Genomic DNA, 25,293 nt, shown 5'->3' with positions numbered 1-25,293 from the left:
TTATTAACAACAGAAACAGAGCGACTTCGCTGAGAACGTGATACACTCCAGCGCTATTTTGTCTGGCGTCTTTTTTCACCTGCTATTATTGCAAGATTGAGGAAAAAAGATTTCCATTCAGACCGGTTTGAGCACAGGTTGAACAAGCCTGCTCTAAGCCAGCCAACAGAGCTGACAGCGGATGTCTTCGGCTCTCAACACGCGCAATGTATGCGGCCAGGAGTGGTCGTCAGTGACTGTTTCAGGCCATTCGGGTTACAAACAGATCGGCGCGGAAAGAATTTCGGGCGTTGAGTGTGCGACCACACAACACAGGCACAAAGCCATATTACAACCATGGTCATGCAGCCGCTCAGCCCTTAGCGTAAAGTGAGCACGTTTTAAACATATGAATACACCAAAGATTAACGAATACAAAAAGTACTGGGCCGAATGTTTTGGCACAGCGCCTTTCCTTCCCACCTCACGTCAAGAGATGGATGCTCTGGGTTGGGACAGTTGTGACATCATCATCGTGACCGGTGATGCGTATGTTGATCACCCAAGTTTTGGTATGGCGATCATTGGCCGTTTGCTGGAATCCCAGGGCTTTCGGGTTGGTATCATTACTCAGCCGGAATGGCAGAACAAAGAGGCCTTCACCAGTCTGGGTAAACCGAACCTGTTCTTCGGTATCACTGCCGGCAACATGGACTCGATGATCAACCGCTACACCTCAGATAAAAAGCTGCGTCATGACGATGCCTATACTCCGAACAATGAGGGGGGCAAACGTCCGGACCGCGCCACTCTGGTGTATTCACAGCGTTGTCGTGAAGCCTATAAAGATGTGCCTATTGTACTGGGCGGCATCGAAGCCAGCCTGCGTCGTGTCGCGCATTACGACTACTGGTCAGATAAGATCCGTCGTTCAGTGCTGTTTGATGCCAAAGCCGACATCCTGCTGTTTGGTAACGCCGAGCGAGCGCTGGTCGAAGTCGCCCATCGTCTGGCGAATGGCGAAAATATTGCTGACATGACCAATGTGCGCGGCACCGCCGTGAACCTGCCGGCTGCACCGGAAGGTTACACCGTGATCGACTCATCACGGATTGATAAGCCAAGCAAACCGTTTGTGCCGACCAACCCGTACGAAGTTGAAACCCAGTGCGAAACCAATAAGAAAGAAGAAGTCGAAGCCAAGCCGATTACCATTCGTCCGTCGCGCCACGATGCTAAAACCACCGCGGTGCGTCTGCCATCGTACGAAAAATTGCAAAACGACCGTATTCTGTACGCGCACGCCAGCCGTGTTCTGCATCTGGAAACCAACCCGTATTCCGGCCGCGCCCTGCTGCAGAGCCATGGCAACCGTGAACTGTGGGTTAACCAGGCACCTATCCCGCTGACGACAGAAGAGATGGACTTTGTGTTTGGCCTGCCTTACGCACGGGTTCCGCACCCGATGTATGGCAAAGCAAAAATTCCGGCTTACGATATGATCAAGACCTCAGTCAACATCATGCGTGGCTGTTTTGGTGGCTGCTCTTTCTGTTCGATTACCGAGCACGAAGGACGAATCATCCAGAACCGTTCGCAAGAGTCGATCATTAACGAAGTCAAAGAGATTCGTGACAAAGTACCGGGCTTTACCGGCACCATTTCCGACTTGGGTGGTCCAACGGCTAACATGTACCGTCTGGGCTGTTCTGATCCAAAAGCGGAGGCAAACTGTCGCCGTCCGTCGTGTGTGTTCCCGGGTATCTGTCATAAACTCAATACCGACCACAAACACACCATCGACCTGTACCGTGAAGCACGTAAAGTTGAAGGTGTGAAGAAGATCTTGATCGCGTCCGGGGTACGTTATGACCTGGCAATCGAATCACCAGAATACGTTAAAGAGCTGGTGACGCACCACGTCGGTGGTTATCTAAAGATTGCGCCGGAGCATACTGAAAAATCACCGCTTGATCTGATGATGAAACCGGGCATGGGTACTTATGACCGCTTTAAAGAGATGTTCGAGAAGTTCAGTGCCGAAGCGGGTAAGAAACAGTACCTGATCCCTTACTTCATTTCTGCTCACCCGGGCACCAAAGATGAAGATATGCTCAACCTGGCATTGTGGCTGAAACAGAACAACTTTGAGTGTGACCAGGTACAGAACTTCTACCCGTCACCGATGTGTAACGCAACCGCGATGTATCACTCAGAAGTGAACCCGCTGAAACGAGTGAAGTACAAGAAACGTGAAGACATCACGGTACCGAAAGGTGAGCGTCAGCGTCGCCTGCATAAAGCTCTGCTGCGTTACCACGACCCGCTCAACTGGCCTTTGATCCGTGAAGCACTGATCGACATGGGTAAAAAACACCTGATCGGTGACAAACCAAGTTGTCTGGTACCGGCCGAAGACAGTGACCGCAGCACGCCGGCTCAACGCCGTAAATCAGGCCGCCACGGTGCCAACCGCTTTGCCACCAAGCATACCAAGTCACAGCCAGGCTTCGATGCACTGCGCGGCGACCAACCCAAAGGTCAACGCAAAGGCGGAAAGGCCGCAGGACAGGGGCAGCAAGGCGGCCCGGGCAAACAAGATGGTTCAAGTAAGCAAGGTGGACCCGGTAAACAAGGTGGCCGTAACCAGGCACCAAATGGTAAAACAAGCGGCAACCGCGGTCAGGGTAACAACCCGACGCGTGCCCGTGGTAAAGACCAGTCTCAGGGACGTAGCGGGCAGCGTGCCAACTGATACCGGTATCCCTCGTTAACCCAAACTACCGCCAACGATGGTAGTTTGGGGATGTAATCGAAAGCCGCCGCCCTGGCGGCTTTATTATTGTCTTTCACTCCCCCGTGAGAAGTTTATTCACGCCTTCTCTCTACATAATAAAACGTTATTTCATCTGGCGTTTTTAAGACTCTTTGTCTTTATTTCCCTGCTGTAACTACAGACGGCCAAAATAGCCATAACAGCACTTTTAATATATTAATCACTAAGAAACAAATGCTTATAAACAGTACGACTATTACTCTTTGATAGCACTTCATTGAGAAAATAGCCTGTTTAGTCATAACCAGATTAGCTAAAAATATGTACAAAAATGCTGCATACCTGGATATTTGAGACTTATAACAGTACCAGAACGCTATTCCCATTACATTATTCATCAGTTGTAAATCAACGGATGAAAATACAATGTATAAATATAAGCTGCCTGTATTAGAAAAAGTGGGATTTGGTGCCGGTGATATGGCCGTCAACGTGGTCATCTCTTCGATGATGTTGATCATCACCTTTTTCTACACCGATATCTTTGGGATCAAACCCCAGGATCTCGCCCTGCTGTTCATCGTAGTACGCCTGATTGATGCGGTCACTGATCCGTTAATGGGCATGCTGACCGATAAAATTCATACTCGCTGGGGTCGCTACCGGCCCTATCTGCTGTTTCTTTCTGTACCGTTCGGTTTATCGGTGTATCTGGCTTTCAGTACCCCGGATGCCGACTACAACAGTAAACTCATCTACGCCTACGCGACCTACATTCTGGTCACGATTATGTTTACCGCGGTGACGATTCCTTACATCTCGCTCATTAGCGTGCTAACGGACGATCCAAAAGAGCGCCTGTCTGCCAACGGTTACCGGCTGTTTTTTGCCAAGATTGCCGCGTTTCTGGTCACCATTATCGTGCCGCAACTGTCCGAATTCTGGGGGCAAGACAATATCCAGCTCGGCTACCAATATGCGATGGGACTGATGGGATTGATGGGCACACTACTGTTCCTGTTCTGCTTTATGACCACCAAAGAACGGATTGAGCACAAGGTGGAGCAGCGCAGTTTCACTCAGCAGGTCAAATTGCTGGCCAGTAACGACCAATGGCTGGTGCTGTGCGCTGTGTGCGTCACTGGTACGGTGGGTTATGTGATACGCGGCTCTGTTGCCGCCTATTACGCCAAGTATTATCTGGGGGGCGATGCCGGTACGATTTCAGCCTTCCTGGCGACTGGTGTGGTAGCGGCAATTCTGGCCATGGTCGCCTCGACCTGGATCACCAAACGCTACTGTAAAATTAAGCTGTTCCGCTACAGCCAGATTGCCGTACTGCTGATCAGCGCCCTGCTCTATCTGCTGGTTGGGCGCGGCGATTTTGCCTTGGCGTTCATGCTCTATTTCCTGCTCTCATTTGTGGTGGATTTGCATGCGCCGGTATTCTGGTCGGCGATTGCCGAAGCGGTCGATTATGGCACCTACAAAACCGGCCAGCGCGTTTCCGGCCTCGCCTTTGGTGGAATTTCTTTCTGTCAGAAATTTGGTATGGGCATTGCCGGCGCCATCGTCGGCTGGCTGCTGACCACGTTCAACTATGTCCCTAACCAGGATCAATCGGATTATACCCTGACCGGCATCGCCCTGATGCTGACGGTCATTCCCGGTCTGTTCCACTTTTTGATGGGCGCGTTAATGTTCAAGTACAAAGTCACCGATCGTTTCTACCACTCGATGACCGCAACCAATATTCTCGAGCAGGATGAAAACCTCAGTACGGTTACTCCGGATAAGCCACTGAAAGGTCTCACTCATTAAGGTTCACATTATGCAAACCCTGACTAATCCAATCATTGAGCAGCGGGCCGACCCGCATATCTACCGCCACAGTGACGGTTACTATTATTTCACTGCGTCCGTGCCTGAATATGACCGGATTGAAATTCGCCGCGCGCGTTCCATTGCCGAACTCGCCACCAGCAATGAACTTATTGATGCGTGGCACAAACCGTCCAGCGGCCCTTACAGCGACCTGATCTGGGCGCCTGAACTGCATTATATTAATGACTGCTGGTATGTTTACTTCGCCGCCGCGCCGTCACGGGAGATAGTCGACGGCCTGTTCCAGCACCGCATGTACGCTATTTCAAACCGCAACGCCAACCCCATTAGCGACAACTGGGTGTTTGAAGGGCAGATTGAGACCGGAATGGATACCTTTTGCCTGGATGCAACCGCGTTTTCTCATCGCGGACACAACTACTATGTCTGGGCGCAGAAAGAGAATGGCATTGGCGGTAATTCCAATCTGTATATCGCCGAACTGGAAACACCTTTGCTACTCAAGACTCCGCCGCAGCGGTTAAGTATCCCCGAGTTTGACTGGGAACAACGTGGCTTCTGGGTCAATGAAGGCCCTTCAGTACTGCACCGCCACGGTAAGTTCTGGATGACCTATTCGGCCAGCGCGACAGATGAAAACTACTGCATGGGCCTGCTCTGGGCCGATGAAGAGAGTGACTTACTCAACCCTGCCAGCTGGCATAAGTCTACCCAGCCGGTCTTTGCCACCAACTGGCAACTCAAGGTGTATGGACCGGGTCACAACAGCTTTACTCAGGATGAGCACGGTAACGATTTATTGGTCTATCACGCCCGCGATTACACCGACATTGAGGGTGACCCGCTCTGGGATCCCAACCGCCACACCCGGGTTAAAGTGCTTGAATGGCAGGATGGTCAGCCACATTTTGGCGATGCCGTCTAAGTCATGAACATGCCCGGCAGGCCCCTGCCGGGCGGGCTAACTAGTAACAGAACCACTTCAGACAGGAGTCCTGATGAGTGCACTGCAACAAATGCGCGCCGGTGAGCGCTACTGGATTAATGATCCCGAACTGATTGAGATCCGCGATACCACACGGGATTTAGCCGCCGAATATAACCAGTTGCCCCGAAGTGCCCGTGAACAGCAACGTACGATTTTGCAGCGCCTGTTTGCAGCGATTGGCGACGATGTGCATTTCGAAAAACAGATCAATATCGATTACGGCATCAATACCACGATTGGCAGCCATGTCTTTATCAATTTCAACTTCACGCTGCTCGATTGCGCCCCGGTTACCATCGGTGACCACGTATTTATTGGCCCGAACGTGCAGGTTTATACCGCTCATCACCCGCTCGACCGTGCCAGCCGCGACCAACATATCGGCTGGGCCGAGCCGATTACTATCGGCAGCCATGTCTGGATCGGCGGCAACTGTGTGATCATGCCCGGCGTATCGATAGGTGACGGTGCGGTGATCGGCGCGGGCAGTGTCGTCACCCGCGATATTCCCGCGAATACACTGGCGTTTGGTCATCCGTGCCGGGTGCAAAAGAGCATTACACAGACTGACACGCCCTAGGGCTGCCCGCCAAACCATTCCCTCGGGTCTCAAACGGGGCAAATGCCAGGCACAAAAAACCCGGTGAAATCACCGGGTTTTGCATGAGAGTAACTCAGTCACAACCGAGCTGTCATTGTTCAACAAGCTTAGGCGTATTTCGCTTCGAACTCTTGCATAAAGTCTACCAGCGCCTGCACACCTTCAAGTGGCATTGCGTTGTAGATAGAGGCGCGCATACCGCCAACCGCACGGTGGCCTTTCAAAGAGGTCAAACCACGTGCTTCAGCCAGCTCCAGGAAGGTGGCGTCCAGTTCTGGTTTCGCCAGTTGGAATGGTACGTTCATCAGAGAACGGTTATCCGGGTGGATATCGTTACGGTAGAACGGAGAAGCATCAATTTGTCCGTACAGCAGCGCCGCTTTGGCACGGTTAGTCTTTTCAATCGCCGCCACACCGCCGTTCTCTTTCAGCCATTTGAACACCTGACCAGACAGGTACCAGGCGTAGGTTGGTGGCGTATTGAACATAGAATCCTGCTCCGCCAGCAGCGTGTAGTTCAGAATGCTTGGCAGCGTTTGCTGCGCAACACCCAGCAGATCGTCACGTACGATGGCAATACAGATGCCTGCCGGACCGATGTTCTTCTGTGCACCTGCGTAGATCACGCCATATTTAGAAACGTCGATCTCACGGGACAGAATCGTTGAAGACATGTCTGCCACGATTGGCTTATCAGTCACAGGCAGGTCGTTAATTTCAATGCCGTCGATAGTCTCGTTCGGGCAGAAGTGAACGTATGCGGAGTCCGAATCAATGTTCCACTCGCTCGCTGGCAGAATACCGGTTTTGCCGTCTTTAACGATTTTTGCGTCGAAAACGTCCGGTGTACAGTATTTGTCCGCTTCTTTTACTGCGCTTGCAGCCCAGTAGCCACCGTCGATGTAAGTCGCTTTAGTCTTGTCACCCAGCAGGTTCTGCGGCACAGCAGCAAACTGCGCGCGCGCACCACCCTGACAGAACAACACCTTGTAGTTGTCCGGGATATTCAGTAAATCGCGCAAATCCTGTTCCGCTTCCTCTGCGACCTTGATAAAAGGTTTGCTGCGGTGGCTGATTTCCATCACTGAAACACCCATGTTGTTCCAGTTAACAAATTCAGCCTGTGCTTTTTGCATTACAGCTTTGGGTAACGCTGCTGGGCCAGCACTAAAGTTAAAGACAGTGTCCGTGATCGGCTCCATGTGTTCTTTGCTCCTGCTATCGAAAATTAGTGTGATTAATACCACTTTTTTAGCTGGATAAAAAGTGAGAAAAGAGGTCTTAAGACCTCTTTTCGTTAATAAGCACAAAATTCCTTTCGCTACTAACCTTGTTGCATCATCAAAGTCATAAATAATGCCACCAGCGGGACTTTCGTGCCGTTGGCAAATTGCAGATTACCGTCTTTCACATCCGCTTTTAACTGATAACCTTTATCATCCTGAGTCGCCATTTCCATCACAACCAACTCATCTGCTCCCTGCTGTATCATCGGATATGCCGCCGCAAGTTGATTAGAAACGGACGATTCCAGATGCCCGGTGAGCGCGGACAGCACGATACCGGGATCCTGCATCACATTGTCCGTCCCTTCAGGAATAGACAAACTCCAGCTGGAAGTAAACTCGCCTTCCCCCAGAGATGCAGACAGCTTGTCCATCGTCAAACGAAAGCCTTTAGAAAATAAAGTGTCCAGATATGGCATCGCCTGTCCCATCGCTTCATGGGTCATTTCAGGATAGCTTTGGTAAATATTCGACAGTTGCTCAAACGAATCACTGTCAACATCCGCCAGAGTAAAATCAAGCTGCACATCACGCAGAATGTTGTCCTGATTGACCACCTGGCCGATATTCACCACATGCTGGCTGCTGAAACGCTGAGTAGCCTCATCTAACGTTGAAGTGAACTGGTAACTGGCTTTGTCAGCACTGAATGGCGTCGTGCCATCAATATCTGTGGTGGTCAGCGCATCCAGAGTCAGGCTCTGTTTACCGATCCAGAAACCTTTGATTTGCTTGCCCTGTCCGTCAATACGCAGATGGCTGAGCTGGGCTTTTTCACCATTGGTAAAGTCCATATCAATCGATGGAACAGAAAGTGAATAAGTCAGCTCACCCAAGCGGGTCGCACTGCCCTCCAGCACCGCCGGAGTCAGAGAAATGGTGAACGGCGTTTCACCTTGATTCTGGTAATGCCAGTTGTCACTCTCCACTTTAAAACGGGTATTGCCGTTTAAGCTAGTCGTGCTGGTGATGGTAAGCGGTAACTCGGGATACTCAGGAAAATCCGACACCGCCGTTAAACTTATCAGCCCATGGGAGATTTCACTGTCCAGTAAAAATTGGGCCGGAATACCCTGTTCGGCCAGTTGCGCTTTCAACTGAGGATCAAGAATGGTGTAGCGGGTTTCAACATGGGAAGAAAGATAGCCGCGATCATAACTGACCAGTTCAGCCGTCACCTGTTCGTTACTGAAATGAGCAATACCATCGGTGATGACATTTTGTCCAATCTGACCGACTGCCAGTGGCCAGCACAGTACCAGGACGACCGCGCCACCCACTGCGCCAATGCGTTTTATCGTATTCATGTGTTCGGGATTCCTTATTGTTTGGCTCAGTCTACCGTAGATGCCCAAAGGACGAAACAGTAACAGCTGCCTGTCAGAAACGAGTAAGCAAAGTATGAAGTAAATCAGGGAATTGGTTGCCTTTGTGTCAGGATTTTTTGACTTCTAACCAGGCTCGCAAATTTGGTGGCTAAAGCCTGATAAAGTCATGGATAGTGATAGCCCGTGCGAGAGTCTTGTGAACCGATATGCCCTGCTCTGTTTAGACAACAATCCGCTCAGCGTGCAACACTGGCGTAACGAGCTGAGCGTGTTCGCCAGCCGCTTTGATGTGCTGAGCGCGGCTTCTTTGCAGCAAGCTCATCAGATCCTCGAGCAGGTTGAGCAACACCACCAGGTCGTAGCTCTGGTGGTGGCCAGTCATCATTCTGCTGTGGACGGTTCCGACTTTCTTATCCAGCTAGATAAGATGCCGCACACTCGTAACGCCCGCAAAATACTCATCAGCAGTGGCCAGGATATTCAGGCAATCGTTAATGCCGTCAATGAAGGCAGGCTCGATTACTGTCTGACCGAGCCACTGGCGGATAACCTGCTGCGCAAAACCGTGCAACAGGAACTCACCACCTATCTGCTCGACCACGATAGCGACAACGTGCTCACTTACAGCAGTGTGCTGGACCAGTCGCGTATTCTGCGTGCTCATATCGACAATAAGATGCGCAGTTACCGCGAGGGCTTCATCAGTGATTATCATCAGATGTCAGATACGGAACTGGCCGAGCAAGTGATTGGTGCCCTGTACCAGTTTTTTGAACACAATGACGAGACTCGCGCCTGTCGTACTTACTCGGCCCAACACCTGCTGACGGAAGAAGGCAGCGAAAACCGTTTTTTATGGTTCATTACCTCAGGCGAAGTCGCGCTGTACAAAAAAGATGACCAAGGCCAGCAGCGAGAAGTGGTGCGACATCCGAAAGGCAATATTGTCGGCGGCATGTCTTTTGTCACCGGTGAACCCTCGTTTTCAACCGCCATCACGCTGACGCAGACCGAAGTGATCAAACTCGACAGAAGCGTATTTGCCAAAGTAATGCACTCCGACACCCGTCTGCTGCCGTTGTTCACCAATTTACTGTTACGCCATTTTAACCGCCGGTTGCAGCGCAGTATCACCACTAAAATCACACTGCAAAAAACGCTGGAGTCGCTGGAAAGTGCCCATCAACAATTGATAGAGCGTGAAAAAATGGCCATGCTGGGCCAACTGGTGGCCGGTGTCGCCCATGAGCTGAACAACCCCGTCGCCGCCATACTGCGCGGCGCAGAAGCGCTGGCCCGTAACATTGAATCGATTGTTGAACACTCCCGCCATCTGCCCATCGACCATCACGGCGCGCAATTGTTACGCCTGGCGCTGCGGATCAACCCGCTCTCAACGGCGGAGGTACGCGCGAAAGCGCAGGCTCTGGAGGCGCGTATCCAGCACAGGTTACTGGCTAAAAAGCTGGTCACTCTCGGGCTGGATACAGACCAGGCCATACTCACCGTGGCACAGCAGGATGCAGAGCAAGCCTTGCAACTGGTCAGCGAGCTGGCAAGTTACCACCTCGCCGGGAGCAATTTACGCTCAATTACCGTCTGCTCGCAACGGATTGCCGATATGGTCAAAAGCCTCAAGGGTTATGCCCGCCCGGACGATGAAACTTTTCATCTGGTCGATATTCATGAAGGACTGGAAGATACCCTGGTGATCTTTGAAAACCGGCTCAAAATGCACCGGGTAGAGAAAGAATACGCAGAGTTGCCCCTTGTTCGCTGTCAGCCGATCGCTTTGCAACAGATCTGGACTAATCTTATCGCCAATGCGATTGACGCCCTGCCGGAGCGCGGCACACTTCATATACGAACCAGGCTGGCCGTTAAAGAGGACAAAACCTACGTGGTGGTCAGTATTACCGATGATGGCTGTGGCATCCCAGCACCATTGCGGGACAAAATTTTTGCTCTCAATTTCACCACCAAACGCGAAGGCAATTTTGGCCTGGGGATCGGTTTATCGGTCTGTCAGCAAATCGCCCTGCAGCATCAGGGCTGGATTGAGGTCGACAGTAAGATTAACGCCTATACCTCAATGAGCTTATGGCTACCGTTATAGTTTTAACGGTGCCTGGTGATTTTTCGGTATACGACGAGTTTGCAGCTAACACTCTGACTCAGCAAATACTACAGCCACATACCGTCACGCTGACCACGCATCAGGATTAAGTATTAAGGAGAACAACATGAATAAATACATGATTTTATGTGTTGATGATGAAAGAGAAGTGCTGGATAGCGTGGTACAGGATCTTGACTGTTTCGAGCAGGATTTTGTACTGGAAGCTGCCGAGTCGGTCAGTGAAGCAAGACAGGTTATTGACGATTATTGTCAGCAGGATATTCATCTGGCACTGATTCTGTGCGACCACATTATGCCGGAGCAAACCGGGATTCAGTTTTTGATCGAGATGAACCAGAATCCGGATACGGCCGCAACCCGCAAGGTACTGCTGACCGGTCAGGCCGGACTGGAAGATACCATTGAGGCGGTCAACCATGCCAGCCTTGATTTCTATGTTGCTAAACCCTGGCAGGGTGACCAGTTGCGCCAGATGGTCAAAGATCAACTGACCCAGTACATCATCGACCATGAAACGGATTTGATGGCTTGGGTACAAATTCTGGATGCCGAGAAGATCCTCAATGCCATGGCAGCAAAACGCACCACTTTTGGAGAGTAAGCATCCAATCTCACCAATAAACTGCAAATTTGGCTGTCGAGTCAGACAATAAACACAAAAGTTTCATATATTTGGCATTTAAATTGCTTATTTTTACCTGAACGACAAAACAATGACATTTTTCGGTAGAGCTCGGCAACACCGTGATTTATGATGTCGACACTTTTAGAGCTTGGTTATCTTGCAAGGCATTACGTTTATATGACCTCACCGTTGACCATGGAATTAATCATAAAGAGATAGGTTTATCGTGATTATGCGTAAAACAATCATTGCATCAGCACTTCTTCTTGCTTCAGCCCATTCAATGGCTGCGGTCAATCCTAACAGCCCGGCTGTGATGAGTAACTTCAGCTACGACTACGTTGAAGCGCGCATCGGCGCGAGCCCGGTTACCTATGGTGCGGCAATCAGCACTTCTATTCACCCTAATGCTCACATTATCGGCCGTGTGGATTCTGAGTTCGAAGACGACTACGACGCAGCCGCTGGTTTCGGCTTCCACGCGCCAATCAACAACTGGGCTGACTTCACTGGTGAGATGCTGTTCCGCATTCATGATGACGAATCTCGCAGCAGCGCGGATACCGGTATGGAACTCAACCTTGGCGTACGCCAGTGGCTTGGTCCGCAACTGGAAGTGGGGGGTAAAGCCGGTTACGTTTCTATTGATGATAACGACGACTGGATTGGTTCGGTTTACGGTCGTTTCCACTCAACAGAGCTGTTTTCTATCGGCGCTGAAGCCCGCTTCAACGATGCGTACGGCGACCAACTGATGTTTACCGCTCGTTTCAAATACTAAACAGCACTCTGCGCACTGCCGGATCACTGTACGTAAAGCTGGCGTCGTATATTTGTGTCAAAAAAACCGAGGCTTGCCTCGGTTTTTTTGGGTTTGAACGTCACTGCCGACAACTGTCGAGCAACTGGCGTTTACGCGGTTCCTGGAGCAGTTCCCAATGCACTCCTTCGATAGCGCCGGCAAACTTCCACAGCAGACTGACATCCAGATCATTGCCGTAAATATCGCGGACTTTATTAAAGACCTTTGGCGCTCCCAGATCAACGAAAGTCGCCACGTCCTTGATGCCCGCTTTTTTTACCATGCGCTCCAGTCTGAAATGCATATTCGGCATATCTCTTAAACGCTTCACGTTACCCAGGTTCTGGCGACAGCGCGATGCCACTGCATACTCAATCGAACGATGGATCAAATCGTCAAGGCAAGCCTTCTCAGCACGGTATAAATCCGTCACGTCATAATAATTAACTGTCGCCGTGGTCTGCTTTTTTATATGACGGAATTTTTCACATCCTAAAGCCAGAAACTCATCATCCAACACACAGCCGCCACGAATAAACAAGCGCCCTTGTGCCAATAATGCAAACATAGAGTGATGCCGGAACAATCCTGTACCACCGAACATGGAACGCTTCTCCAACGGACCAAATTGATTGAGGAATGAGATGTATCTGTTTGTACTCATTGTGGTAACACCTTCTTATTGAATGAATAAAGAGGTCACCAGACAGCAATAAATAGTATCGGCTAGCCAACCGATTAAAGTGCAAAGTCCATTTATCGAACGTTTGCTTATATTTTCCTTTATCATAATGAACTGACAAAAAATAATACCATACGAAATTCACAGCAATTTATTCTCAAGTTGGCAAAAAAGAGATATGCATCACGGCGCATTAAATCTCATACTTTTGCAGTAACTTACCGGGGAAAATGCACAACAGATCATCGAAATGCTCATAAACGGTGAATTTGTACTTGATATGAGTTGCGTATATTTGTCACCACTTTGTAGAATGGGGTTCACTAAAACGATTAATAATTAAAAATGAATCATCTATCTTTTTTTTGGCTTCCGGAAAACCGCCACAAACTCATTGAAGGGCTAGAAAGTGAGTTCGCACAGATGGTTAAAAATTCCATCAGTACCGGTAAGATCTCCTTACCACCTATTCCTGAGGTGGTAGTGAAAATTCAGAAACTGTGCACGTTAGAATCGACAGGTATATCTGACGTGGCCGACTGTCTGACCGATGACCCAGGCCTGGCGGCTATTGTGATCAGGGTTGCAAACTCTGTGGTCTTTAATCGCCGCAATATTACCTGCAACGATTTGTTCACTGCGGTATCACGCCTTGGCATTATGCGGGTTCGTGACATTGTCACAGCTCAGGCAATAGAACAGCTCAAGCACTCCATCAATCTGAGCAAAGAGTGCAATGCCATGCTGGTCAACAGCGCTTCGGTATCCCGTGAATTGGGCGCAACCATGGTCATAGTGGTGCAAAGTTTTAAAGCGCTCGAGCCGGGACGTTACACCTATCTTGAGCAGGAAAAAGCACTCTTGGTTGGCCTGCTGGCTGATATCGGCCTGTTCTGCCTGGTGAATGAGTACTATCTCTATCTGGAGAGCGGCAACTATCTTGATCAGGATATCGCGCTGCAAATTTTCCAATCCAGTTGTTCTCAGACCAGTAAACAAGTGCTTAACCATTGGGGATTCGATCGTGATTTCCTTGAAGTGGCCTGTAATCAGTCGCTGATTCAGCATGAAGAAGAAGTGAGTTATCTCGATGTCGCTCGCATCGCCCACCATCTGTTGCTGTACAGAAAGCAAGACGATGCGTATGACGAGCATGAAGTCGAGATCAACGCGACTGGTGCCGAAGTACTGTTTGAACTCAGCAACCTGAGCGAACTCGATTTTAAAGACAAACTCAGTGCGGTAATCAACGCCAGCGGTTTCTGACCCCCGACTTTTGAGGATTTTATGCTTTCAGGGATGCTGTTTATCTTTGCCCCGCTTGTCGTGGGCTATCTGTTTCGCGTGCGTAATAAAAACTGGCTCAATAAGCTCAATCAGGTGACGTCTAACCTCGTCTATATCATGCTGTTTCTGATGGGACTGAGCTTAGCGGCTCTGGACAACCTAGGCGACAATCTGCAACTGATCATTAAGTTTGTCAGTGTCTTTTTCGTGGCTCTCGGGGCGGCTAATTTGCTCTTCCTGCCGCTGATTGATCGCTTCATGCCACTCCAGACCGACTCTTCCCACAGCCAGTTGCCTCTTTCAAGCATGGCGCTGGAATCACTTAAACTGATTGTGGTTGTCGGTGGAGGCCTGTTATTGGGCGTAGTGCTGAATCTGAACTTGCCCTGGGTCGACAATGCGATGGAATGGTGTTTATCGCTGCTACTGTTTTTTATTGGTATCCAACTGCGCAACTGCGGCCTGACACTGGGACAAATCCTGATTAACAAGCTCGGAATGATGATTGCGGCCGTCATGATTATCACCAGTTGGCTGGGTGGCTTAGTGGCGGCATTGGTACTCGACATTCCCGTTTATAAAGCGCTGGCAATGGCGTCAGGTTTTGGCTGGTATTCGCTGGCCGGCATTCTGATGGGTGATGCATTTGGGCCGGTCTATGGCGGCGCGTCATTCCTGATCGAGTTAATGCGTGAACTGGTTTCTCTGGTGATGATCCCGATGCTGATTGGGCGTAAACCGTGCACCACTATCGGCTATGCTGGCGCCACGTCCATGGACTTCACTTTGCCGCTAATCCAGACCACCGGTGGTGTACGATGTGTGCCAGTCGCTATCGTTAGCGGCTTTATACTCAGCGTGTTAGTTCCGGTATTGATGCTTTTCTTTGTGTCACTTGCAGGCTAGATCGCAGGAATAGTGTTACTTATCTTATACAATAGGTATCTTTTACAATAGGCCATCTTGCATAGCAACGGCCTACGGTGAAATGAGCAATCCAAACTGGACGTAAACCTGTAGCTCCCTAAGCGAAAGGGAGGTCGATACAAGTCAGAAAGGAACTTTTATGAAACGCTTTCTTGTCACTCTGCTGTTATCAGCCGGTTCGATGAGCGCCGCAGCAGCGGACAATTCGTGCTTTGCACAAAAGTATGACGCCTACATTGATGCTTCCCTGACGTGGTATACCGACCTGGCTGAGATGACAACACAAAAGTATCCAGATTTAGCGGAAGTCAGCCAATGGTTCCTGCAAGGTCGTAAGCACCATTTTGAACTCAATCGCGCCGCTGTTCACTACTACCTTGAGCACGATCCGTCCAAAGTTGCCACCGGGCAACCGGTCGAAGCCTGGCTGCAGCTAGAGCAACAGGATGTCAAAGTCCTCGCTTCGCGTAGTGATGAACTGGGTCAAATCGCGAAAACGACGTTTGATGATCGCCAGGCAGAACCACATGCCAAGAACTACGAGCTGCGTTCTGCTTTTGCCGATTTGCTCAGCCATCCGAAACAGATTGAATCTGCGCTCGACAAATACAATCAGGCGATAGCCAAAACTGAGCAGATCACCTGTAACTAATTTACCTGTAACTTATCCCGCATGGCTATCATGACGGGTATCCGGGCACAGTCACCAACCGAATAAACACGGGACAAGAGTCCCGTTTTCGTTTAGATTGTTGTACTTAAAATCGGAAGATGAAACTTAAAACGACGCTGTATGGTATCTGAACACAAAACCGCAAATGCGAACTTTGAATCTTTACTTCGCATATTTACGGTGCCAGAAGGGCCGGACTCAACACTGACCCGCATCGAAGAAGAGCTCTCCCGCAATCTGAATCAGTTTTTGCGTGAACACATAGTGGCCGAAGAAAAGCCGCTCAAGCAGATCGAAAAAGATTTCTGTGATGCGCGTATTCCTGATGAACCTGTCTTTGTCTCAGACCATACCCAGCATCTACTTGATACTCTGGTGGCACAGTCAGTACACACCGCCTCACCCAGCTTTATCGGTCATATGACATCGGCACTGCCCTACTTCATGATGCCGCTGTCCAAGATCATGATTGCCCTTAACCAGAATCTGGTCAAAATCGAAACCTCCAAAGCCTTTACCCCACTGGAACGGCAAGTGTTGGGCATGCTGCACCGCCTGATCTACGGTAACGATGACAGCTTCTATCAACAGTGGATGCACAGTGCTGAGCACTCACTCGGCGCGTTTTGCTCAGGGGGCACGATTGCCAACATTACCGCGTTATGGGTAGCCCGTAACAGTGCACTCAAAGCCGATGGTGATTTCCACGGCGTTGAAAAAGAAGGCCTGTTTAAGGCGATGCGTCACTACAATTATGACGGCCTGGCGATTCTGGTGTCTGAACGTGGTCACTATTCACTCAAGAAAGCGGCGGATGTACTCGGGATTGGCCAGGACGGCCTGGTTTTAGTCCGTACCGATGAGCACAACCGGATCTGCCCGGACGATCTGCAGGCTAAAATCACCGAGTTAAAAGCGCGCAACATCAAACCGTTTGCCGTTGTCGGCGTCGCCGGCACCACTGAAACCGGTAATATTGATCCCCTGCAGGCGATTGCCCGCATCTGTCAGCAAGAGCAGTGCCATTTCCACGTTGACGCCGCCTGGGGTGGCGCCACTCTGATGTCGGGGAATTACCGCCATCTTCTGGATGGAATTGAACTGGCTGACTCAGTGACCATTGATGCCCATAAGCAGCTTTATATCCCGATGGGAGCCGGCATGGTGCTGTTTAAAGATCCACACGCGATGAACTCGATTGAACACCACGCGCAGTATATTTTGCGTAAAGGCTCTAAAGATCTCGGCAGTCACACCCTAGAAGGTTCGCGCTCTGGCATCGCGATGCTGGTGTATGCCAGTATGCACATCATCAGCCGTGCCGGTTATGAACTGCTGATTGATCAGAGCATTGCCAAAGCCCGCTATTTTGCTGATCTGATTCGTGCACAAGCCGATTTTGAGCTGGTTTCACAACCTGAGTTATGCCTGTTGACCTACCGCTATCTGCCGCAGCAGGTCAAGACAGCGATGCACAAAGCAGACAGCTCGCAACGTGCGCAATTAAATGCACTATTGAATGAACTGACCAAGTTTATTCAGAAAAAACAACGTGAAACCGGTAAGTCCTTTGTTTCACGTACCCGTTTGAATCCGATTTGTTGGGATAAGCTTGATACCATCGTTTTTCGTGTCGTACTTGCTAATCCACTGACAACAAACGAAATTCTACACTCGGTCCTGGAAGAGCAAAGAGAAATTGCAACTCTGGCACCACTTCTGATGGGCAGAATTGAGCGTTTAACGCAACAAATTCTGGCATAACCTGCTCGGAGAGAATTACAGCAAACTGAAAATTTCTTTCGTTTTGCTGTAATTCACATATCAAGACGATGCGTCTCGTTCGTATTTTGGATATGTTTCGCGCCTAAAGCTGTAGTTTTTATGAAATTTAGTTTGAGGCTTGTCATATTCTCATCATTTGATACGTCGTTTCATTTCTGGATTATCCCTGCTTAGGTTTATACTCATCCCATGGCGTTGGTAAATGGGCTTTTGGAAACGATTATTTCCCTCCCCCTTAATGGTTACCTTACCAACGAGTTGTTCTCTACGCCCGCGTGAACACTATGAATACATTAGAAAAAATTCAAAAGAACCTGGAAAATTTTAGCAAGTCGGAACGTAAAGTAGCGGAAGTTATTATGGCTTCTCCGCAGACTGCCATTCATTCGAGCATAGCCACCCTTGCTAAGATGGCGGATGTCAGTGAGCCTACCGTTAACCGCTTCTGCCGTCGCCTGGACACCAAAGGCTTCCCCGATTTTAAATTGCATCTGGCTCAGAGCCTGGCAAACGGTACCCCTTATGTGAACCGTAACGTCGAGGAAGATGATGGTCCGGATGCATACACTCATAAAATCTTCGAATCGACTATGGCGTGTCTGGATGTGGCGAAAAACAGCCTGGATCCGATGCAGATTAACCGTGCCGTCGATTTGCTGACTCAGGCGAAACGTATCTCATTCTTTGGTCTTGGCGCCTCTTCTGCCGTGGCTCGTGATGCACAAAACAAGTTTATTCGCTTTAATATTCCGATTACCTGTTTTGAAGATGTGGTGATGCAACGTATGAGTTGTATTAACTGCACCGACAACGATGTGATCGTGCTGATTTCACACACCGGCCGGACCAAAAGCCTGGTTGAAGTGGCGAATCTGGGGCGTGAAAACGGCGCAACCGTGATTGCCATTACCGCCAAGGATTCACCATTAGACCGAGCCAGTTCGCTGTCTATCTGTCTCGATGTGCCGGAAGACACCGATGTGTATATGCCAATGGCAAGTCGCGTGGTGCAGATGACCGTTATCGATGTCCTGGCGACCGGGTTTACCCTGCGCCGCGGCTCTGGTTTCCGTGAAAACCTGAAACGAGTCAAAGAAGTGCTGAAAGATTCGCGCTACGACAAATTGTCCAGTATCTGATAACGCACTCGCCTGCTGAACAAAAAACGGATCACAATGTGATCCGTTTTTTTATTGTCATTCAAATATTGTCGCAACGAGTCTTCACCAAAAATAATCCGGGCTGCTGTCATAAACTGCAACATGCGACCTCCCTTAGTTCACACACCTCACCACAACGATGACACTTTGTACGGCTCTGGGCGCAAATCGCACCGATAGCTTTTACCTATTAAAAGAACAGGTAATTGCCGCTTTATTTTCTATGTTGGATCGGGCATAGTGACGTCAATCGAAACAAAGGAGAAAGCTATGTTCGTAGTGATTTTTGGTCGCCCTGGTTGCCCATATTGTGTTCGTGCGAAAGAGCACGCTGATACGCTGAAAGAGAAACGTGACGACTTCAACTACCGTTATGTTGATATCCACGCTGAAGGCATCACCAAAGCTGATCTGGAAAAAACCGTTGGTAAACCAGTAGAGACTGTGCCACAGATCTTCATCGACCAAGAGCACATCGGTGGTTGCACTGAGTTTGAAGCTTACGCAAAAGAAAACCTGGGTCTGTTCGACTAATTGGTCGATGATGTGACGACAGTACTAATACATGAGAGCCCGCTGCACTGCCAGCGGGCTTTTTTCATAAATAGTTATTTCATAGAACTGTAAAACCTTAAAATTTTCACTTAATTTTTTAATTAATTACGCTACAATCCGCATAATTTAACTACACCCCTCTTCCGCGCTTGAATTGAGCTAAATTGTGAACATCGACGTCGTACTTTTGCTAGACCAAAACCCTATTCTTCTCATCTTTGTTGTTCTGGCCATAGGCCTTGCTTTTGGCAAAATCCGCTTTGGCAGCCTGCAGTTAGGTAACTCTATCGGTGTATTGATCACGTCGTTGATCATGGGACACCTCGGTTTCTCCTTCAATGCAGAAGCCCTTACCATTGGCTTTATGCTGTTTATCTACTGCGTCGGTATTGAAGCTGGCCCCAACTTTTTCAGTATTTTCTTTCGTGACGGCAAACATTACCTCATTTTAAGTCTGGTTGTGCTTATTACGGCGACCGTGCTGACCTACCTGGCCAATCATTACCTGAATCTCGATTTAGGCCTGGCAGCCGGTATGATGGCCGGAGCCCTGACTTCCACCCCGGTGCTGGTTGGCGCGCAGGATGCTCTGAACTCGGGTTTGTCGTCCGTGCCGCGTAACCTGGATATTTCTCTGGTGCTGGAAAATGTCTCGGTCGGCTATGCGATGGCGTATCTGATCGGTCTTATCAGCATGATTATGTTCGCAAAACTGCTGCCTAACCTGCAAAAGCAGAACCTGTCTGATTCTGCCCAGCAGATCGCTCAGGAGCGCGGCCTGGGGGGCAGCGGACAACGTAAAGTATACCTGCCGATCATTCGTGCCTACCGCGTCGGGCCGGAACTGGTGCAATGGGTCGACGGACGTAATCTGCGCGAACTGGGCATTTATCGTCAGACCGGTTGTTACATCGAGCGTATCCGACGTAACGGCATTCTCGCCCACCCTGATGGTGATGCGATTTTGCAGGAAGGCGACGAAATTGCCCTGGTGGGTTTCCCGGACAGTCACGCCAGACTGGAACCCAGTTTTCGTAACGGCAAAGAGGTGTTCGACCGTAACCTGCTTGACCTGCGTGTGGTAGAAGAAGAAATCGTTGTCAAAAGCGATACCATTGCCAGCAAGCGCCTGTCTGATCTGAACCTGTCTGAGGATGGCTGTTTCCTTAACCGCGTAGTACGGGCTCAAATCGAAATGCCGATGGACCTGGATATCGTGCTGGCCAAAGGCGATGTTCTGCAGGTCAGTGGTGAACGCAGCCGCGTTAAAGGCCTGGCAGACAAAATCGGTTTTATCTCGATTCACAGTCAAATGGCGGACCTGCTGGCATTCTGCAGCTTCTTTATTCTGGGTATTCTGTTTGGTCTGGTCACCATGACCTTCGGCCAGGTCTCATTCAGTCTGGGTAATGCAGTCGGTCTTCTTCTGGCGGGTATCACGCTGGGCTTTTTACGTGCCAATCACCCGACCTTTGGCTACGTACCGCAAGGTGCTCTGAATATGGTCAAAGACTTAGGCCTGATGATCTTTATGGTCGGTATTGGCCTGAGTGCCGGCGGGCGCATGTTTGAACACTTATCCGAAGTCGGCCCGCAGGTGATCGGCCTGGCCTTTGTGGTCAGTGTGCTACCGGTTGTCTTCGCTTACCTGGTGGGCGCACACATTCTGAAAATGAACCGTGCGCTGCTGTTTGGCGCTATCATTGGCGCACGTACGTGTGCACCGGCGATGGACATTGTCAATGATTACGCCAAATCCACCATTCCGGCGCTGGGCTATGCGGGTACTTATGCGATTGCCAATATTCTGATGACGCTGGCGGGCACTCTGCTCATTCTGCTTAGTTAACGGATTTAACTCATAAAACGACAAGCGTCGCCATCGAGCGGCGCTTTTTTATATCGGTCAGAACAAGCGCGTTGATTTTATCTTTTCCAGATCACCAGAGCGCTTATCCGTACGCAAGCTCAACGATAACTCTCATTGACCATAAATCTCATAGACCGTTAAATCGCAATAGCCGTAAATCGCAGAGACAAAAAAAGGCGCTGAAGCAATCAGCGCCTTTGGCGAGTTATCTGGTTATCGATGTATCAAACCATACAATTAGATATCGATAACGTCGAATTCAACCTGTGGGTTTACGTCAGCATCGTAATCAACGCCTTCGATACCGAAACCGAACAGTTGCAGGAACTCTTCTTTATATGCTTCGTAATCGGTCAGCTCTTTCAGATTCTCTGTCGTAATCTGTGGCCACAAATCACGACAGTGTTGCTGAACGTCTTCACGCAGTTCCCAGTCATCCAGGCGCAGACGGTTCTTGTCGTCTGTTTCTGGCTTGCTGGCGTCGTCTTTGTACAGACGCTGGCTGAACATGCGGTAGATCTGCTCCATACAACCTTCATGGATGCCTTCTTCACGCATTTTCTTGAATACCATCGCGATGTACAGCGGCATCACAGGAATTGCCGAACTTGCCTGAGTCACAACTGACTTAAGCACTGCCACGTTTGCCGTGCCGCCTTTCGCTGCCAGTTTATCGTTCAGAGCGGCTGATGCACGGTCCAGGTCCATTTTGGCACGGCCCAGAGCGCCGTCCCAGTAGATTGGCCAGGTCAGTTCAGTACCGATGTAGCTGTAAGCAACGGTTTTGCAACCTTCTGCCAGTACGCCAGCGTCATCCAGGGCCTGCATCCACAGTTCCCAGTCCTGACCACCCATTACCGTGATGGTGTCTTCGATTTCCTGCTCTGTCGCCGGCTCTACACTTGCTTCGATGATGACATCTTTGTTGGTGTCAACCGCAGTAGAAGTGTAAGTTTCGCCGATAGGTTTCAGTGCTGAACGTACCAGCTCGCCAGTTTCAGGCAGCTTACGTACTGGCGATGCCAGTGAGTAGACGACCAGGTCAATCTGACCCAGATCTTCTTTAATCAGTTCGATCGCTTTCTGTTTAGCTTCGTTCGAGAACGCATCGCCGTTCAGGCTTTTCGCATACAGACCTTCTTCATGCGCCAGCTTATCGAAAGCTGCTGCATTGTAGAAACCTGCTGTGCCTGGCTTCTTCTCAGTACCTGGTTTTTCAAAAAACACACCGATGGTGGCTGCACCGCCGCCAAATGCCGCAGCGATACGTGAAGACAAACCATAACCACTTGAAGAGCCGACAACAAGCACACGCTTAGGCGCGTTCTTGATTGGACCTTGTGCTTTAGTGTAAGCAATTTGTTCTTTTACATTAGCTTCACAACCCACTGGGTGCGTTGTTGTACAGATAAATCCGCGAATTTTAGGTTTGATGATCATATTCAACTTCCTTCAAAAATCTCCGCTAGGATAAAAGTTTCGCCCGCAGATCGCATCCTATTTCTGTCAAAATGGCGGTATTTTATAAGTGGTTGGATCACTGTGTGGCGTTTTTTAACCCACGCCCCCCGTAATTTGACCATGATAGATGGTCAGCCAAGCGTGAATCCGGGTTAACCTGCCAGCAAAAAAGAAGGCTTCCTGTCAGAAGCCTTACTGTTGATTATCCCACTGAGCAATCTCAGGCCACGTGATTAAGCTTAAGCTTACCACTGGTGTGGGTCAAAACCTCGGACAGGTCATGACTGAAGTGATCGACCTGAATGGCCTGATAACGCAGTTTATCGGCAGCGACAATCGCATCCACTTCATCCTGACTCAGCACGCCCGCGTCAAGGGCCTGCTGCAATCGTTCAGTGAGCGGGCCTTTGCGGGCCACTTTGCCCTCTTTCACGCCCTTGTTGAGCTTACGTTCCAGCCCCTGCACGCCATAGAGCTGCAAAAATGCCCGTTCCATCAAACCAACGCTGTCATCAGGATCTGCTCCGATATAACACAAATGGGTCAGACGATCGCGATGCGCTCCCGGCGTCATCAGGCTCTGCGCGATTTGAGTCGTCAACTCATCACCCGGTGGCTGGAAGTGATTACCGAGCGGGAACAGCAGCCCCTTCATCACCCGACCAACCGACTTGATTGGATAATTACGGTAAGCATCATTGAGTGACTTCGCCGCATGGTGCAAACAGTATTGCATCGCAAAATGGACATAGTTCAGATCCGCCTGCTGCCGTCCTTCATCCTCATAACGTTTCAGTACCGCCGATGCCATATACAAGTAACTCAGGCCATCGCCCAAACGGGCCGAAATCATCTCTTTGCGTTTCAGTTCACCGCCCAGGGTCAGCATGGCAAAATCAGCACTAACGGCCAGAGCCCGGCTCAGGCGTGTCATGTGACGGTAATAGTGCTTGGTTTCGCCACTCATATCGGCACGGATGAAACGTGAGCCGGTCAAAGCGGCGCCCAGCGCCCCAAAGGTGTTTCTGGCCGCATGGCCAATATGTTTAAACAGCAGCTCATCGAACTCTTTCGCTCCCTGCTCCTGATCAGGATTGGCAGCGGCAGCCATCTCTTGCAGCACATACGGGTGACAACGCGTCGCACCCTGACCGAAAATCATTAGGTTGCGGGTCAGAATATTGGCCCCTTCCACAGTAATTGCAACCGGTATGCCCAGGTAGTGCGTCGCGAGATAGTTCATCGGACCGTCCTGAATCGCGCGGCCGGCATGGATGTCCATCGCATCGTTCAGAATGCTGCGGCCAATCTCAGTCATATGATACTTGGCAATCGCGGTCACGATGCCGGGCTTTTCTTTCATGTCCAGCGACGTAGTCGTCAAAGTACGGGTGGCTTCCAGCAGGTAAGTCAGGCCGCCGATACGCCCCAGCGCCTCTTCAACCCCTTCAAACTTACCGATCGGCATGCCGAACTGCTTACGCACATAAGCATAAGCGCCGGTAGTACGCGAAGTCAGGTGACCAATCGCGGTGCCCAGCGCCGGCAGTGAAATACCGCGCCCGGCCGATAAACATTCCACCAGCATACGCCAGCCTTTACCGGCGTAGTCAACTCCACCAATCAACCACTCCATCGGAATAAACACATCCTGACCACGCGTCGGGCCGTTCATAAACGCCAAGCCAATCGGGTCGTGACGTTCGCCAATTTCGACCCCGTCATGATCCGCAGGAATCAACGCACAGGTAATGCCAATATCTTGTTTATCACCCAGCAGGTTGTCCGGGTCGTACATCTTAAATGCCAGCCCCAGCACAGTTGCCACTGGTGCCAACGTGATGTAACGCTTATTCCAGTTAAGACGCACACCCAGCACCTCTTTACCTTCATGCTTGCCGTAACACACGATGCCCTGGTCGGGAATACCGCCTGCGTCTGAGCCTGCTTCCGGCCCGGTCAGTGCAAAGCAGGGAATATCAGTACCGTCTGCCAGGCGCGGTAACCAATAATCTTTTTGCTCCTGAGTACCATAGTGCGACAGCAGCTCACCCGGGCCGAGTGAGTTCGGCACCATCACAGTCACCGCGGTACTGATACTTCTGGTGGCGATACGCGACACTATGGTCGAGTTAGCCAATGCAGAAAACTGACGGCCACCGAATTTCTTGGCAATAATCAGTGAGAAGAAGCGCTCTTTACGCAGATACTGCCATACCTCCGGCGGTAAATCGCGGTCCTGTTTGATGATTTTATGGTCATCAAGCATAGCAAGCAGTGTTTCGAGTTCATTGTCCATGAACGACTGCTCTTCTTCACTCAGGGTTGGCTTGGGATAATGGTGCAGCTTTTTGAAATCTGGTTTACCAGAAAACAATTCCCCGTCCCACCAGACACTACCGGCTTCCATCGCCTCTTTCTCTGTTTCAGAGAGCGGTGGCAGCACTTGCCTGAACAGTTTGAAAGCGGGGTCGCTTATCCATTTTCTTCGTAGAGAGCACATAGTTCAGATCCTTTTGTTCA

19 protein-coding genes are annotated in these 25,293 nt (G+C 50.1%); 14 read left to right on the top strand and 5 right to left on the bottom strand.

Translation table 11 applies throughout. The features are described 5' to 3' along the window. Positions 1–388: 388 nt before the first annotated feature. The 4 genes from J0X00_RS17890 to J0X00_RS17875 all read left to right on the top strand — a co-directional run bounded on the left by J0X00_RS17890 (position 389) and on the right by J0X00_RS17875 (position 6,168). A complete protein-coding gene (locus J0X00_RS17890; protein ID WP_282477369.1) occupies positions 389–2,734 on the top strand; it encodes a YgiQ family radical SAM protein in 2,346 nt (781 codons plus the stop codon). A gap of 447 nt (positions 2,735–3,181) precedes the next feature. Further along, positions 3,182–4,576 (top strand): MFS transporter, encoded by a 1,395-nt coding sequence (locus J0X00_RS17885; protein ID WP_282477368.1) that lies wholly within the window; start codon positions 3,182–3,184, stop codon positions 4,574–4,576. A 10-nt stretch (positions 4,577–4,586) separates the two neighbouring features. Further along, the gene (locus J0X00_RS17880) at positions 4,587–5,525 is read left to right on the top strand and encodes a glycoside hydrolase family 43 protein (RefSeq protein ID WP_282477367.1); all 939 of its coding nucleotides are present in this window, start codon (positions 4,587–4,589) and stop codon (positions 5,523–5,525) included. 73 nt (positions 5,526–5,598) lie between these two features. Beyond that, a complete protein-coding gene (locus J0X00_RS17875; RefSeq protein ID WP_168796982.1) occupies positions 5,599–6,168 on the top strand; it encodes a sugar O-acetyltransferase in 570 nt (189 codons plus the stop codon). Positions 6,169–6,296: 128 nt separating this feature from the next. Here the strand turns inward: J0X00_RS17875 and serC are convergent, their stop codons facing one another. Both serC and J0X00_RS17865 read right to left on the bottom strand, forming a co-directional pair. Further along, positions 6,297–7,391: a 3-phosphoserine/phosphohydroxythreonine transaminase gene (serC, locus tag J0X00_RS17870; protein ID WP_168796983.1), complete on the bottom strand. Its 1,095-nt coding sequence runs from the start codon at positions 7,389–7,391 to the stop codon at positions 6,297–6,299. 122 nt (positions 7,392–7,513) lie between these two features. Continuing rightward, entirely contained in the window at positions 7,514–8,782 is a 1,269-nt protein-coding gene (locus J0X00_RS17865) for a DUF945 family protein (protein WP_282477366.1), read from the bottom strand. Between the two features lie 217 nt (positions 8,783–8,999). On the opposite strand from J0X00_RS17865, the gene J0X00_RS17860 reads away from it, so the two are divergent. The 3 genes from J0X00_RS17860 to J0X00_RS17850 all read left to right on the top strand — a co-directional run bounded on the left by J0X00_RS17860 (position 9,000) and on the right by J0X00_RS17850 (position 12,349). Then, positions 9,000–10,919, top strand: coding sequence for an ATP-binding protein (locus J0X00_RS17860; RefSeq protein WP_282477365.1), 1,920 nt, complete (start codon positions 9,000–9,002; stop codon positions 10,917–10,919). A 127-nt stretch (positions 10,920–11,046) separates the two neighbouring features. Beyond that, on the top strand, positions 11,047–11,544 hold the full coding sequence (locus tag J0X00_RS17855; RefSeq protein WP_136484132.1) for a response regulator: 498 nt from the start codon (positions 11,047–11,049) through the stop codon (positions 11,542–11,544). A gap of 256 nt (positions 11,545–11,800) precedes the next feature. Continuing rightward, positions 11,801–12,349: a hypothetical protein gene (locus J0X00_RS17850; protein ID WP_136484133.1), complete on the top strand. Its 549-nt coding sequence runs from the start codon at positions 11,801–11,803 to the stop codon at positions 12,347–12,349. Positions 12,350–12,449: 100 nt separating this feature from the next. On the opposite strand, the gene J0X00_RS17845 is transcribed toward J0X00_RS17850, so the two are convergent. Beyond that, on the bottom strand, positions 12,450–13,034 hold the full coding sequence (locus J0X00_RS17845; protein ID WP_282477364.1) for a TfoX/Sxy family DNA transformation protein: 585 nt from the start codon (positions 13,032–13,034) through the stop codon (positions 12,450–12,452). Positions 13,035–13,397: 363 nt separating this feature from the next. On the opposite strand from J0X00_RS17845, the gene J0X00_RS17840 reads away from it, so the two are divergent. The 7 genes from J0X00_RS17840 (at position 13,398) to J0X00_RS17810 (ending at position 21,288) form a co-directional block, all read left to right on the top strand. Then, positions 13,398–14,318, top strand: coding sequence for an HDOD domain-containing protein (locus J0X00_RS17840; RefSeq protein ID WP_136484135.1), 921 nt, complete (start codon positions 13,398–13,400; stop codon positions 14,316–14,318). Positions 14,319–14,339: 21 nt separating this feature from the next. Beyond that, positions 14,340–15,245 carry a lysine exporter LysO family protein gene (locus tag J0X00_RS17835; protein WP_282477363.1) on the top strand — a complete coding sequence of 302 codons (906 nt, stop codon included), beginning with the start codon at positions 14,340–14,342 and terminating at the stop codon, positions 15,243–15,245. Between the two features lie 160 nt (positions 15,246–15,405). Continuing rightward, positions 15,406–15,918 carry a hypothetical protein gene (locus J0X00_RS17830; RefSeq protein WP_136484137.1) on the top strand — a complete coding sequence of 171 codons (513 nt, stop codon included), beginning with the start codon at positions 15,406–15,408 and terminating at the stop codon, positions 15,916–15,918. A 141-nt stretch (positions 15,919–16,059) separates the two neighbouring features. Next, a complete protein-coding gene (panP, locus tag J0X00_RS17825) occupies positions 16,060–17,703 on the top strand; it encodes a pyridoxal-dependent aspartate 1-decarboxylase PanP (protein WP_282477362.1) in 1,644 nt (547 codons plus the stop codon). A 305-nt stretch (positions 17,704–18,008) separates the two neighbouring features. Further along, positions 18,009–18,863, top strand: a complete 855-nt coding sequence (locus J0X00_RS17820; RefSeq protein WP_218563252.1) for a MurR/RpiR family transcriptional regulator — start codon at positions 18,009–18,011, stop codon at positions 18,861–18,863. A gap of 291 nt (positions 18,864–19,154) precedes the next feature. Beyond that, complete coding sequence (locus J0X00_RS17815) at positions 19,155–19,418, top strand: GrxA family glutaredoxin (RefSeq protein WP_136484140.1); 264 nt, start codon at positions 19,155–19,157, stop codon at positions 19,416–19,418. 187 nt (positions 19,419–19,605) lie between these two features. After that, positions 19,606–21,288 (top strand): aspartate:alanine antiporter, encoded by a 1,683-nt coding sequence (locus J0X00_RS17810; protein WP_136484141.1) that lies wholly within the window; start codon positions 19,606–19,608, stop codon positions 21,286–21,288. Between the two features lie 258 nt (positions 21,289–21,546). On the opposite strand, the gene fabV is transcribed toward J0X00_RS17810, so the two are convergent. Further along, positions 21,547–22,749, bottom strand: coding sequence for an enoyl-ACP reductase FabV (fabV, locus tag J0X00_RS17805; RefSeq protein WP_218563253.1), 1,203 nt, complete (start codon positions 22,747–22,749; stop codon positions 21,547–21,549). Between the two features lie 241 nt (positions 22,750–22,990). Further along, a complete protein-coding gene (locus tag J0X00_RS17800) occupies positions 22,991–25,273 on the bottom strand; it encodes an acyl-CoA dehydrogenase (RefSeq protein ID WP_282477361.1) in 2,283 nt (760 codons plus the stop codon). Between the last annotated feature and the right edge of the window lie 20 nt (positions 25,274–25,293).

It is taken from the genome of Vibrio sp. ABG19 (assembly GCF_029962385.1).
In the GTDB taxonomy this organism is placed as follows: domain Bacteria; phylum Pseudomonadota; class Gammaproteobacteria; order Enterobacterales; family Vibrionaceae; genus Vibrio; species Vibrio ostreae.
The sequence above is the reverse complement of the archived record's forward strand: the minus strand, read 5'-3'. Positions and strand labels throughout refer to the sequence as shown.